Source organism: Paenibacillus sp. FSL H3-0457 (genome assembly GCF_037981725.1).
GTDB classification, from domain to species: Bacteria; Bacillota; Bacilli; order Paenibacillales; family Paenibacillaceae; genus Paenibacillus; species Paenibacillus amylolyticus.
This window is the reverse complement of sequence record NZ_CP150283.1, coordinates 3,384,672-3,398,356: the sequence shown is the minus strand read 5'-3', so window position 1 is coordinate 3,398,356 and position 13,685 is coordinate 3,384,672. Positions and strand designations below refer to the sequence as shown.

9 protein-coding genes are annotated in these 13,685 nt (G+C 43.5%); 1 reads left to right on the top strand and 8 read right to left on the bottom strand.

Annotated elements, in window-relative coordinates:
* Positions 1-4: 4 nt before the first annotated feature.
* The 4 genes from MHH25_RS15120 to MHH25_RS15105 form a co-directional block, all read right to left on the bottom strand.
* Entirely contained in the window at positions 5-1,666 is a 1,662-nt protein-coding gene (locus tag MHH25_RS15120; protein ID WP_076327589.1) for an ABC transporter substrate-binding protein, read from the bottom strand.
* A 121-nt stretch (positions 1,667-1,787) separates the two neighbouring features.
* Positions 1,788-3,527, bottom strand: coding sequence for a sensor histidine kinase (locus tag MHH25_RS15115; RefSeq protein ID WP_076317885.1), 1,740 nt, complete (start codon positions 3,525-3,527; stop codon positions 1,788-1,790).
* The gene (locus tag MHH25_RS15110) at positions 3,509-5,095 is read right to left on the bottom strand and encodes a response regulator (protein WP_076327590.1); all 1,587 of its coding nucleotides are present in this window, start codon (positions 5,093-5,095) and stop codon (positions 3,509-3,511) included. The genes MHH25_RS15115 and MHH25_RS15110 overlap by 19 nt, the downstream gene beginning before the upstream one ends.
* Before the next feature lie 101 nt (positions 5,096-5,196).
* Entirely contained in the window at positions 5,197-7,179 is a 1,983-nt protein-coding gene (locus MHH25_RS15105) for a hypothetical protein (RefSeq protein WP_076327591.1), read from the bottom strand.
* Positions 7,180-7,416: 237 nt separating this feature from the next.
* Here MHH25_RS15105 and MHH25_RS15100 point away from each other — a divergent pair, with 237 nt between their 5' ends.
* The gene (locus MHH25_RS15100) at positions 7,417-8,190 is read left to right on the top strand and encodes an AraC family transcriptional regulator (protein WP_340020383.1); all 774 of its coding nucleotides are present in this window, start codon (positions 7,417-7,419) and stop codon (positions 8,188-8,190) included.
* 118 nt (positions 8,191-8,308) lie between these two features.
* Here the strand turns inward: MHH25_RS15100 and MHH25_RS15095 are convergent, their stop codons facing one another.
* The 4 genes from MHH25_RS15095 to MHH25_RS15080 all read right to left on the bottom strand — a co-directional run bounded on the left by MHH25_RS15095 (position 8,309) and on the right by MHH25_RS15080 (position 13,577).
* Positions 8,309-10,627, bottom strand: coding sequence for a glycoside hydrolase family 95 protein (locus tag MHH25_RS15095; RefSeq protein ID WP_340020382.1), 2,319 nt, complete (start codon positions 10,625-10,627; stop codon positions 8,309-8,311).
* 284 nt (positions 10,628-10,911) lie between these two features.
* Positions 10,912-11,337 carry a MarR family transcriptional regulator gene (locus MHH25_RS15090; RefSeq protein WP_340020381.1) on the bottom strand — a complete coding sequence of 142 codons (426 nt, stop codon included), beginning with the start codon at positions 11,335-11,337 and terminating at the stop codon, positions 10,912-10,914.
* Between the two features lie 138 nt (positions 11,338-11,475).
* Positions 11,476-12,216: an oxygen-insensitive NADPH nitroreductase gene (gene nfsA / locus MHH25_RS15085; protein WP_036671143.1), complete on the bottom strand. Its 741-nt coding sequence runs from the start codon at positions 12,214-12,216 to the stop codon at positions 11,476-11,478.
* A 14-nt stretch (positions 12,217-12,230) separates the two neighbouring features.
* Positions 12,231-13,577 carry an NtaA/DmoA family FMN-dependent monooxygenase gene (locus tag MHH25_RS15080; protein WP_076317888.1) on the bottom strand — a complete coding sequence of 449 codons (1,347 nt, stop codon included), beginning with the start codon at positions 13,575-13,577 and terminating at the stop codon, positions 12,231-12,233.
* Between the last annotated feature and the right edge of the window lie 108 nt (positions 13,578-13,685).

Here is a 13,685-nt window from a genome sequence, read left to right as displayed (position 1 = left end):
ACACTCACCATTTGCCAGCTACACGATCCTTAACTGCCTGTGTTATCGTAGCTTCGTATGTTTTCTTGTCGAGTTGATTCAATTGACTCATATATTCATTCCATGTGTTCTCGAAAGTGGAAGGCGAATCCATAATCATTTTGGGTAAATATTTCTTCTGGAGGTCTTCTGCCTTGGTGATAAAAATCTGTTCAGGAGAGCCCTGCTCCAGTGCAATAGACCAAGCAGGAGACCAAGGACGCTCATCCGGTGTGCTGAATAGTTCTGTGAATGTCTCCACACCATATTTCTCTAACAACAGCTTGTCACCGTCCGTGTAACTAAAGGTAGCCACTTCTGGTTGGTTGCCCGGTCCATAGGCGTTACCATCCTCCAGCACGGAGTTATTCCCGTAACGAGGCCAGCTGTAATTAAAATAGTCAAAGCCGTATTTACGACTTAATTCTGGATCTTCATGTGCCTTGCGTTGGTCATCATTTTCAAAGTAAAAACGACCCTCATCATTCACACTATACGTCTCGTTCTCAACACCCCATTGAACCAGAATCTGGTTTTCTTCCTTGAGCAAATTATCAAAATATTTAATAATTCGCACGGGATCTTTGGCATTTACGGTAATTCCGACACCGTAGTTGTTCACAAAACCTGGCGGGTCCACATACTGGTCTTTGACACTGTCATCAAATACGATCGGTAGAGATACGTATCGTTTATCGTCAATACCAGCCTTCTTGAGGTTGTTCGTTGCGTCTCCAACTTGCCAGGAGTAACTGAAATATCCCAGCACCCGACCGGACGTCAACTTGGCGAGATACTGATCCTGGTTCATTGTGAAGGATTCTGGATCAAACATCCCCTGTGCGTTAACCTCGCTCAGCTTCTGAATCCATTGTTTCTGATAATCAGATCCGGCTACCAGTTTGGCTTCATGACTCTGCATATCCACCATCACACTGCCATCGTTTGGATAACCTGCCAGATGCATAGCCGGATTTAGCAGGGTGAAAAAGCTGCCCGATTCACCAGCAAGTGTGGCGAAGCCGATGGTTTCTTTTCCATCGATCTGCGGATGCTTTTGCTTGTATTGCTCAATCAAGTCAAAATATTCGTCCAGCGTTTTGATCTTGGGATAGTTAAACTCTTTTAACACAGCACGCTGAATATAAAAGCCGGTCTGGAAATTAGGCTCTGACACATAACCGATGTTGGCAGTGTATGGCAAGAAGTATATCTTTCCATCCTCCTGTCTGAATTTGTCCATATAAGACCCGTATACCCGCTTGATGTTAGGCCCGTATTGATCGATCAGTTCATCCAGCGGGATAAAAGAACCTGCATCCATCAATTTGGCCATTTCACCACTGGAGTCGATGATGTCGGGGTAATCCCCACTCGCAATCATTACACCTGCCTTGGTTGCACCGTCGCCCACCAGATATTCCATCTTCCAGTCAACGCCTGTTTGCTCCTGTAGCTTCTTGCCAATGGTCGTGCTGCTTGCCAGAATGTCCTTCTTGCCACCGCCAAACGTGAAATATTTAAAGGTGACCGGGGTGTTGTCATTACTGTCAGGATAAGAGGCTTCCGGGCTGGCTTTATTACAACCTGCCAGGGTTACAGCCAGTAAAATGGCCAGACCTGTTATAATGTTTTTTTTTCTAAACATGTAGCAAATGCCCCCTTAAAGTATTGTTTGTGTCTTTAAGCCTTCTCAATATATCAAGATAGCGCTTTCAAAGTTACCCATGAAAGTGTACCTCCTACTTTGAAAAGTATATCCCTCGTATTTAGTCGCCTGGCATGGCTGATGGATCAAGTGGAAGCTTAATTTGGATATGCGTACCTTCTCCTTCCCATGTCTGGATGTCGAATGTAAAGTGATTTTTATAACAAAGTTTTAAGCGACTATACGCATTTTTCATGCCAACATGCTCTCCCATATCGGTGTTTTGATCCAGGTAACTTAACAACTCTTCCAATTTTGCTTGTGACATCCCTATACCGTTATCCGTTAGTCTGATATGGAGCTGGTCATTTTCCATTGAAACAAAGAGTTGAATGATGCCTACACCCGGAGATGACTCAATTCCATGAATACTTGCATTCTCAACAAAGGGAAGGATAACCATCTTGGGGATTCGGTACATCAGTACCGCAGGATCTGCCTCAATGGTATATTGGAGTTTTTCTCCAAAGCGGTATTTCTGAATTTGCAAAAAACTCTCGATGAGTTCCAATTCTTCCTTCACTGTCACATCATTCTGATTCCAACTAATCGACTTGCGAAACATCTTGGCCATGTTATGCACGATTTTGGCAGTCTCTTTCTCACCTTTGATGAGGCTCCGCATACGTACCGACTCCAGCGTATTAAACAAAAAATGTGGGTTGATCTGACTATGGAGCGCATGAAGTTGTGCTTCCTGCTGCTTCAACTCCAGGTCTTTCTTTTGGATGTCGGCGAGATATACCTCATGAATCAGGTTATGGATCGTCTCGGTCATTCGATTAAATTCCATCGTGAGTTGACCTATTTCATCTCTTGCATCTTCAGGCGGAATCGTCTGGAAATTCTGTGTTTTTACTTTTTTCATATGTTTTAGAATACGCACCAGCCTGACATGGATGGATCTGGACATCGCCGCGATGATAATAGAAGGCAGGACAAAATTAATGCAAGCCAGCCATACGACGAAGGAACGGGACTTCCGCACCTCCTTCAACACAATTTCTTCATCCATCACTCCATGCAGGGACCACCCTTCCAGATAGTTAATACCTGTATACGTAATCTCAAAGGGAATCATTTTGTTTGGAAACTGGATCTCGCTGTAACGTTTCCCTATCTGAGCTTCTTCTGCTGTAGGATCATTTGAAAATTGGATGTGTCCCCCCGGATCAAGAAGATACACTTTTCCATCAAATCCGCTGTTGTGAAAATACTGCTTGATCATATCCATATTCAGGTCAATTTTAAGTAACTGCTCTCTCCCCCCAGTGTCCAGATTGTCGAGCCTTTGAACCAGACTTAACATCTGATCCGATGAGATCAATGCCGGATAAGGGGCGGAGTATGCCTGAAATTGAACGTACCAGTCCGAGTTGCGGACATCGTCAGTTAAACGATCAATATAACCGGAAGATAAAATGGTAGAATTATCGGTATACACTTGATACCAGCGAATCCCCTGATTCATTTGCCCGGAGAATTGCCCTTTTAGATAGGAATTATAAGCGTCAATATACTCAAAATGACTCTGAAATGAACGGGAGATGGTGTCATTGAATACAGGGTCAGTATATAACGAATAAGAGAGGCCGACGCCCTGATCAATGGTTACCCGCAGGTCATTCTTCAGATTGTTCAGTGCCATGCCGGCATCACGAGTTTTCTGACTGCGAATATTGGCAGATGTGACATTGTAGAACACCACATTGGTAACAACGATGGGAATAAACACAGATAAGACATACATAAGCAGTAGCTTATCTCGAAGCTTCATGTAATTCAGGTTCCATCTTGGCATTGTGCACCTCGCTGCTCATTTCCCATAAGGAGATTGCGATACTCTGTAGGTGATAACTTAACCAGTTTCTCAAACTGGGTTACAAAATAATCCGCATTCTGAAATCCTACACGTGCAGCAACCTCGTACATTCTCAGATCCGTCTGGCGCAATAACTTCTTCGCTTCATGAATCCGCAGGTTGAGCAGATAGTCATTGAAATATTGATTGTAGCTTTTGCGGAATAATCGCCCAAGATAAACGGGATTCATATAGAAGAGCGCAGCAATGCTTTTGAGATTGATGTTCTCGGTATAATTTGCATCAATATATCGTTTGATCTTGCTGATATCCCCTTTGGATCGTTCCATCCGCAGATGAGAGACATAATCCTCGGCTTCCTCCAGCGCGATGAGAAAAGCATCTTTCAATAGTCGTAAATTCCAACCTTCATGACTTTGTTGTGCCAGCTCCTTCAGTTGTTGCAACCCTTCATCATTACCACCCATTTCGTGGACCACAGCGAGAATACCCGTTATATAACGCAAAAGAGAACCCGATAAAGCCTGAGAAGAAAATCGATTCATATGAAACAATTTGAATTTCTCTTCTACAATCTTGTGGTAAGCTGACCTATTCCCCTCTTCCAGGCTCAGAATTAATTGATCCACCTCGTCCTGGTATACATTGAAAACAAACAGTGGTTTGTCCTTGATTTCCGTATAACGTACGACACCACCAGTTTCAGCATATTTATGCTTGGCTGCTTCTTCAGCCGCCATAAGGGATTGTGTGACATCACCAATTTCTTTGACGAGTGTTCCTGCGTAAAGACCGATATCCAGGTTGAACCTTTTGCTCAGTGTTATATGAATATTATGCAGGTTATCCTGTAACGCCGAGTCTCCTTGATGATGATCAGGCCACAACAGTAATAAAGCAAACGTGCCGCGTTGTTGCTCACTGATGAACATTTTACATAAATTACTCTCCAGAGAATGTACTGCTTCACGTAGCTGTTCAATCGTAATTTTAATTGCATCTAATCCGGTCTGAAGTTCAATCAAAGTTATGAGCAGACTGGAGTTACGATTGATGCCAAGCATCTCGGCATATCGATGTTCATCCTCCTTCTGTACATGGCCTTTGATCACATCCTCCAGCATGATGTTACTGGCCTGTCCCTCAGTCCAAAGAATATGTTTTCTTTTATTGCAAATCAGATTAGCTGACTTCTGCAACGTCGCCGTCAATTCTTCATCATCAATAGGCTTCAGGATATAGTCATGAACACCGTACCTGATTGCCTGCTGTGCATATTTGAAGTCATGATAACCACTGATGATAATGAACACAGGTTCCAGATGTGGTATTTTCTCTACGGCACGTATCAGTTCCAGTCCATCCAGGATTGGCATACGGATATCTGTAATAATCACGTCTGGTTGCAGGCTTTCAATCAGATTTAATGCCTCTACACCGTTCTCTGCCTCTCCGATAATCTCCATATTAAGATCCATCCAATTTATGAGTTCATACAGCCCCTTTCGTATATACATCTCGTCATCTACCAGTAATACTTTTAACATCCTTGTGTCCCCTTTCCTCCAACGAAAATAAACCGCCGGTAGCGTGTCTCCCTATCGGCGGAATCTAATATGGTGACTGTTGTAGTTATTGCATAATAAATTCATTCATGTCGTGCATAATCCCAATAGTCGCCAACGAGGCCTTCAATGATCGATCCACTAGCCCATGGCATCAGGCAAAACCAGGTGCTGGCTGGCGTACCATCCGCATATTTTTCAGTGACCAGTCCTTCCGAATGACAGAAGCGTTCAGACATCCATCCTTTTTTGCCATAGCCGAATTCTTGATCATAACGATTATAGGTCTGACAACCCCACCCGATGGTATCCATCATACGTTGACGAACATAATTCTCTTCCCGCTGTCCAACATAATACAACAGCTCATCCACTAGATTGCTGGACATGGGGTGAATATGCGGATTAGCTACTGAAGTAACACTTCCCCCGGAACTGGACCAGCCTAATGTACTGAGTGGCGGAATCTTAACAGGTGAGTTGTAACAAAATTTGAAACTGAATTCATAGCTGATTGCATCTCTCATGTGATCTAGAAACAGCTCGTCGCCAGTCAACGCGTGTAGAAACCGAACAGCTTTGATGTAAGCCAGAATGCCTTCCGAATCAACAGCTTTATCCGCATCCAACGGAGCGCCGTAACATTCCATGTGTTGGACATAGGTGCTGTAATAGTGGGCTTCACTTCGTCTGAGCTCATCCAGAGAAGAGGCATCATGGGTTAACCAACTGTAATATGCCTTGGCGGCAAGACACCAGACTCCGCTAAAGGCATCATATTCAAGACCTGCTCCTGTCTGCTCTGACAAAATGGTGGGATATTCTCCATCCGTATTCTTTGTGCACTCCAGACGATCAAGCACTTGCTTGACGTAACCCAGCCAATCATCGTGTCTCACATTTCGAATGCGCTTCTCATAATCGTAGCTTTTCAGAATGTAGAACATCGCTTGAGCTACAAGGTAAGAGGAATGTCCTGGGGTACGCATACCGTCGAACCACCAGCCTTTAACACTCCATATCCCATCCTGATAGGCATCGTATGGAAGTCCGGATTCGGAATTCATGGCATTCTCGATAATATTGGTAATGCAGGATAACGCCTGCTGTCGCATAGGCTCATTATTCAGGCGCAGTGCGGCCATAAGCATTGGAGCAGCTATGGTCATACCATTTGTCCAACTGATTGAGATAATTTTGTTGTATCGGTAGCCATCAGTTTCAGCAGCATCTTCATATACAAATGTTGAATAATGACGATCCTCCGGAAGCCAGGCATATTCATAGATGGCATTGGACAAATCCGTTACCGTTGTCTGAATGTCACTTCCTTCTCTTGGTTTTTCGTGATACCTCCTATAGATTGTTTCCAGTGCAGGATTGATACCCAGTTCTGATTCAGACTCGTAGTTATATAGTTCAAGAGTGAGCCCAACTGATTCACCTGCCGCAAGTTCAAAACAATTTTCTCCAAGGGCAGCTCGCTCATGGACAAGTCTGGATTTGATAAATAACAACGGAGCATTCTCATATCCCAGCGTATATCCGACCGTACCCTTTTCAATAGAACATGTGAATCCCCCATATTGCACGAACGTTCCTTCCATTCCTGGATACCATTGCTGCTTCTGGTTTCCCGTATTGATCCAGTAGGGACTTGCGCTTAGACCAACAATCCGACCTTCATCATAGATAAGTGCAGCCGGATGAGACAGACGATCGCTTCGGACCATCCACCAGGGTGATGAAGGGCGAGAAGGACTGCCCTCCCTTAGTCTAGGGAACTCATTTGGGACATTCTGGGGTGCTTCGCCCCGGTTGCGGCCATACATAAATGCAGGCAAAAAAAACCTCGGATTCTGTTTGTCCAACGGCATTTCCACATGAATAACTCCTGTCCAGGCATTCTGTCCCTCGTTGTAAATCTGAATGTCGGCTTGCCATGGAGCTTCTGCACTGCCGTTTCCGCTTATTACTTTTACGTCAGCCTTGAGAGCATGCTTGTCCAATGCTGTGTACTCTACGGTGTCCTGCGCTCTACTTCGTGCCGTGAAAATCAGATCCATCTTTTCCTCCAATCGCGTTGTACACACCTGAGTGGAAACGCTTGCAATTATGTATCCATCATGCTAGGATGGTTACATTTTATAGGTTCACGTCTGCAATTTCATTGCACAAACGGCTATATTTATTGCGCGAAACGACAAGGAGGTCATATATCTGATATGAATGAGACTTCAGAATACCTGTTTGATCCAATCCAGAATGAGCTGTTGTAGCTTCATCGCACCACCACGTATAATATGGGAACGTTTTATCATCGACATAATGCATACGAACTCTACTTATTTCTTCGTGGCAATGTAAACTTCTATATTGAGAACCGTTGTTACCATTTGCAACGTGGAGATCTGCTCGTTCTTAACCCGGAGGAGATGCACCGTTCCTTTGCCTTGGACAAAAACGAATATGAGAGAATCACCATAAATCTGAAAAAGTCATATTTGAACCGCTTGTCTACTTCAAGCACCAACTTATCCGCATGTTTCGACTACCGTCCCAAGGGTAAGGGTAATATCGTACATCTTGAAGAGGACGAACTTCAACGAGTGCTACAATTAGCTGGCGAGCTTGAACAGTGTCTCTCATCAAGTGACTATGGAGCGGATATTCTGAGGAATATTTTGATTACACAGCTACTTCTTCTAACGAATCTAACTTTTCAAAATACGGATTTTGTTGCTACGGATATTATGCCTGAACTAGTTCGAAACACGATGGATTACATTGAATGTAATCTGACGAGGCAACTGACGCTCAAACAATTGTCAGAGGCTATGTTCACGAATAGCAGCTATATTAGTCGACAATTCAAAAAACATACCGGACTCACGATTCGTGCATACATTCTTAGTCGCCGTATAGAGCTGTCGAAATCTTATTTAATCGAAGGTTTAAGTATTACAGAGGCCTGTTATCAATCCGGTTTTGGAGATTATGCCAATTTTATTCGCAGCTTCACGAAGATGGTCGGCACTTCACCTGGTAAGTACGTTAAATATGGAAGTCTTCTTTAAACATTGTATTGAGCATAAACACGCCAACTCTTGCCTAAATCTTATCTCAGCAAATAAAAAGAGCGAATTCGCACGGCAGTTTTGTCAGCCGGTATTCGCTCAGGTAATCGGTAAATTCTTATTGATTATTCCAGTCGTATCCTCTTAGTTCAATTATTGAATTGGGGCCAGGAAAGTTTAATTCTATCTTTTGGTCCAGATAGGATACGGTTACTCTTGATTCTGCAATAGAGCGAATTCTGGCATTTAACAGATTACCATTTTCCCATTCCAGATCTATTTCAAATCCCCCACGAGCCCGAATACCACGAATATATCCTTTTGGCCAAGCTGCTGGCAAAGCAGGTAATAATCTGATTACTTCGTTATGGCTCTGGAGAAGCATCTCTGCTATACCTGCGGTACCTCCAAAGTTCCCATCAATTTGAAACGGAGGATGGTCACAAAACAGATTGGGTAACGTGGAGGAACGTAGAAGTTCCACGATGTTATCGTGTGCAAGTTCCGACTCCTCTAATCGTGCCCACATATTGAGAATCCACGCCCTGCTCCATCCTGTGTGACCACCACCGTGTTCCAGTCTTCTGTCGAGTGTTACGCGAGCTGCCTTGGCGAGATCAGGCGTTGATTGCAACGTAATTTGCGTTCCAGGATGCAAAGCAAATAAATGGGAAATATGTCTGTGACCAGGTTCCAATTCATCATAATCGTTACTCCACTCTTGGATCTGGCCATGTTTGCCAATGGAGGTCTCCGGTAATTTGGTTAAAGCACTACGGAGTAATTCTCCGAATTCCTGATCTTCTTGCAATATCCGGGTGCTTTCAATGCAACGCGTGAAGAGTTCTCTAATAATCTGATTGTCCATTGAAGCACCAAAACATAAAGCCCCCGACTCTCCATTATCTAATATATAGCGATTCTCCGGTGAGGACGAAGGACATATCACCCAATTGCCGGAAGGATCCTCTATTAGATAATCCAGAATAAAGATAGCCGCATCTTTCATCGTGGCGTAAACTTTTTTGAGAAATTGAACATCCTTATTGTATTCATAGTGGTCCCATAGATGTAATGAAAGCCATGCTCCCCCCATGGTCCAAAACGTCGATGTCATGCATACATCCTGCGGAGCAGCGTCTGCCCAGATATCCGAATTGTGATGAGCAACGAACCCTTTGCATCCATACATGGTTCTAGCGGTTTCCTTTCCCCGGACTTGCAGTCGATCTATAAAATCAAACAATGGAACGTGACATTCAGACAGATTGCAGCTTTCTGCAGGCCAGTAGTTCATCTGTGTATTAATATTAATCGTATATTTGCTATCCCATACAGGAAGCATGTCTTTATTCCATATCCCTTGAAGATTTGCCGGTAAAGAACCTGGACGACTACTTGAGATAAGCAGATAGCGACCAAATTGAAAGTATAGACTCAGCAGTTCCGGATCATGCTGACCAGCTCTAAGCCGCTCAAGGCGCTGATCGATTGGAAGTTCGGAACATATCACATCTTTATTTTCATCTTCGAGATGTATATCCATCTTTTCGAATAAGGATTGATAGTCCGAGACATGATCGGCTAGCAGTTCGCTATATGGTTTTGCGGAAGCAGTATCAATCCTGCGGAGGCACTCCACTTCGAGTTGTTCCTTAGGTACTCGGAAATCCGTGCACGCCGTGATTAGAATAGTCGCTGAATTACCATCCTTCAGAGAAAGCTGACCGCTTGAATAATGAACCTGCCCTCCTTCAGATATAAGGCGAATCGCACAACAAAAACGGATTCCTTCTTCTCCCCCACTTCTTCCCCGGATGATCAAGTCATTCGTTCCACGCTTCTCGATCCGGTCCAGATAGGATTGGAAACCAACAGGATGCTTAAGAATATCGGAATAGGATGTTGATTCCAGAACGGTTCCCCTGCCAAAAACAGTGGAGAAAGATAACTTTCCAGGCACGCTAGATTTGAGATGAACAACGAGCACTTGATCCGGGTAGCTAGCAAAATATTCTCGGCTGTAAATGGATTGATCTGCGGTATAATTCACGTTTACCTTGCCTTGTTCCAGATCGAGATGTCTTTGATATCCATTTGGTTCATGTTCACTGTGATCCATAGCGATATAGAAGTCCCCTAATGGCTCATAATGCCTTTGCCCGTCAGGAACACCTACCAGAGTATCTGCTGCGAGTTCTTCTGCTTCCCTAATCTTACCGTCAAAAATCAGGCTTCTGATCTGAGATAAAGATTCAAGTGCTTGAGGATTATTCCGCTGCATCGGACCACCATACCACAGACTATCTTCATTAAGCTGAATTCTCTCGATCTGTGTTTTTCCAAAAATCATGCCTCCAAGAGTTCCATTTCCGATAGGTAATGCCTCTTCCCATGTTCCAGCAGGTTGATTAAACCAGATATTTTTGGTCTTCACGTTAAAACCTCCAACGAATTATAATTCCTCACATTTTCATGTTTAGTGTGTTCCGTTTGTATGTTCTTTCAGTGTACTGTAATCTCTTAAGCATCTAAATGAACAAAATTAACTTGAATTATCACAATCTTATCCCAGCATTAGAGATGTAATCGTGAATTCCGAAACTGACAGTACAAATTCTTGTTCCGGGCAAGAAAATATAGCTATTGGCAATAAAAAAACCGCTATAATAGCGGCTCTGTTTCGTTCATTTATTTAGATTACGTGAATCTTGGCATAAGTTATAAGATATTTCGCTCCATTTGTTGCATAAATTGTCTCAATATCAGCCGATCTTCCGAAGAAATGGATTGAAGTAGTTTCTCTTGTTGCTCTCTCCATTTATGCTCAACCGGTTTTTCTAATTCTTTGCCCTTATCGGTTAGAAAGATACGCATGATCCTTGCATCCTGTACATCACGTTTGCGATATATAAATCCGTTCTGTTCCAGTGATTTGACCATGTTTGTAACCGTTGGTGGTTCGCATTTCATATGTTCACTTAGTTGCATCTGGGTTACCCCATCACCCAACCACAGCCGATACAACAAATTATCTTGTCCTACATAGAGATTAAGTTCCCGAAGAGATTCACTATAATTTCGTCGCATTTGGGAGGAAATTCGATCTAAAGACTGTCGAATTTCACAATCTACTATATCTGTCATGAACGATCCCTCCCTAACATCCGAATTATATTTAGCAGACTAAATGTATCATGGAGATATACAGGTGTCAATTCACCTTAGTGTCGTCTTTAAGGGCCTTTTCCTATCCAAGTTTCACCCGAAAGATTGGTTTAGTCCTTATTTTTTGGCAAAACCTTGCTTGTTCAAATAGGCCATCATTTGCGGTTGGATACTTCTCTCGAGGTGATCCTGGATATGGTCACTCCATCCTTTTACTTTTTTTACGGTGAAAGGGGCTCTCGTCGGACGATTTTCATAATACTTCAGCATGGTCTCATCATAGATTGCTAATTTCTCTTGATCCATTGGTTGGTATTGATTATCAAGCAATACCATGGATTGAGGGAGTCGAGGTTTCAGTTCCGGCTTATCTCCAGCTGGATTACCGATACATAACCCCACCAGAGGGATAACATATTTAGGTAAATTCAATGCGTCAGATAGTTCGCTAATATTAGCTCTGACCGCACCAATGAACACTCCGCCAAGTCCCAGCGATTCAGCCGCGGTTAACGCATTTTGTGCCATCAGGCCAGCATCGAATGAACCAATCAACAGAAATTCAATATATTCAATATCCACATCCGGAGCGATTTCATGATTTCGGTTGAAATCTGCACAGAAGATCCAGAATTCGGCCGCTTCTTCAATATAGGGTTGATCGACACACAGATGTCTGAGTTTTTTTCGAAGTACTGGATCTGTGATGCGTATAATGGATACCGCCTGCAGAAGACTGAACGATGAAGTTTGATTTGCTGCCTGAAATATTGCATCTATTTGTTCCTCAGTTAGGGGTTGAGATGTGTAAGAACGAAACGATGTATGGTTATGAAGCAATTCAATTGTGTTATTCATTAAAAAAATCTCCTTTATTCGTTGATTCCATGTTCCTGCAATCCGTATTCGTAAGGAACGCCCATATTCTCGCGTAGTGTTTTTCCTTCATATTCCTTATGGAACAAACCGCGTTCCTGCAAGATAGGTACTACCTGATTCACAAAATCTGCAACGCCATCAAAAGATACATCGGGCACGACTGAGAATCCGTCACATGCTTCAGCCAAAAACCATTCTTCCAAGAAGTCAGCAACCTGTGTCGGGGTGCCTGCAACAACCGGATGATAGTTGATGACCCCGTGAGCGAGAACATCCCTTACAGAGAGTCCTTCTTTTAATAACTTTAAGGCTCTCGGAGAACGTGGGTCCATGGGGTTGGCATATGCATTTTTCAACAAGTCTGCCGCTAAAGGTTGATCTATATCTACGGAGTTTACCGATAAGGGTAAACCAACCATGGATCCGAGGTAACTTACCCTGCTGGGGATTTCCTGGGGGTTAAAGCTCATAAGCTGTTTCCGACGATCCAGAGCTTCTTCCTCCGTTGAAGCCAGAGAAAACATAAAACCAGCAAACATTTTGATATCATTGGGGTTTCGACCAAAACGGGCAGCACTTTGCCTTATCGCTTGTCTGTGTTCCAGGGCAGAAGTAATATCATAAGGATTGGCGTACACTCCGGAAGCATATTTCCCAGCTAATTCTAATCCTTCACCTCCTCCCCCTGCCTGGAAAATCACTGGCTGCCCTTGCTCAGAGGGCGGAATGGGCAAAGGACCACGAGATGCATAATATTGACCCTGAAGGTTAATAGGCTGGATTTTGTCCATATCCGCAAATTCCCCTACTTCTACATCTAACGTCCAAGCGTCTGGCTCCCAACTCCCCCACAAGGCCTGAACAATTTGTATGCTTTCATGTGCCTTGTCATAGCGTTCTTGGCGATTTTCAACCCGGGCACCGAAATTAGCCGCCGCTAGGGGGTCGGATGTGGTAACCGCATTCCATCCCACACGTCCATGACTGATAACATCCAGTGCTTTGAACTGACGTGCAATGTTATAGGGATAGTTAAATGTTGTAGAGAGTGTAGCCACAAGCCCAATGTGTTGTGTCTCTCTTGCTACTGCCATCAGTGCCAACATGGGGTCCATAGGAAACATAGGCGTCTGTGGGCCTAAATTATTGGATAATGCTGGAGTGTCAGCGATGAAAATCATTTGAAACTTTCCTTGTTCAGCTAATTTAGCCCGTTCTACATAACTATCCATATTGGTGTAAGCTGCAGGATCCGTGCCAGGCATTCTCCATGCGCTAAATTCGGCACCATAACCCGAAACCATCTGTAAAGCCAGTTGCATTTCACTTCTTTTTTTCATAACGATTTTCTCCTTCGTTCTGGACAGGCACAGATATTTGTGCCCTTACTATAGCGTGAATATATTTAGCATGCTAAGTATATGGATGGATCAGATTTTGTTCCGTTT

Excerpts from the sequence above, each read along its gene's own strand:
- MHH25_RS15120 (WP_076327589.1), bottom strand. The coding sequence starts at position 1,666 with ATGTTTAGAAAAAAAAACATTATAACAGGTCTGGCCATTTTACTGGCT.
- MHH25_RS15115 (WP_076317885.1), bottom strand. The coding sequence starts at position 3,527 with ATGCCAAGATGGAACCTGAATTACATGAAGCTTCGAGATAAGCTACTG.
- MHH25_RS15110 (WP_076327590.1), bottom strand. The coding sequence starts at position 5,095 with ATGTTAAAAGTATTACTGGTAGATGACGAGATGTATATACGAAAGGGG.
- MHH25_RS15105 (WP_076327591.1), bottom strand. The coding sequence starts at position 7,179 with ATGGATCTGATTTTCACGGCACGAAGTAGAGCGCAGGACACCGTAGAG.
- MHH25_RS15100 (WP_340020383.1), top strand. The coding sequence starts at position 7,417 with ATGGGAACGTTTTATCATCGACATAATGCATACGAACTCTACTTATTT.
- MHH25_RS15090 (WP_340020381.1), bottom strand. The coding sequence starts at position 11,337 with ATGACAGATATAGTAGATTGTGAAATTCGACAGTCTTTAGATCGAATT.
- nfsA (WP_036671143.1), bottom strand. The coding sequence starts at position 12,216 with ATGAATAACACAATTGAATTGCTTCATAACCATACATCGTTTCGTTCT.
- MHH25_RS15080 (WP_076317888.1), bottom strand. The coding sequence starts at position 13,577 with ATGAAAAAAAGAAGTGAAATGCAACTGGCTTTACAGATGGTTTCGGGT.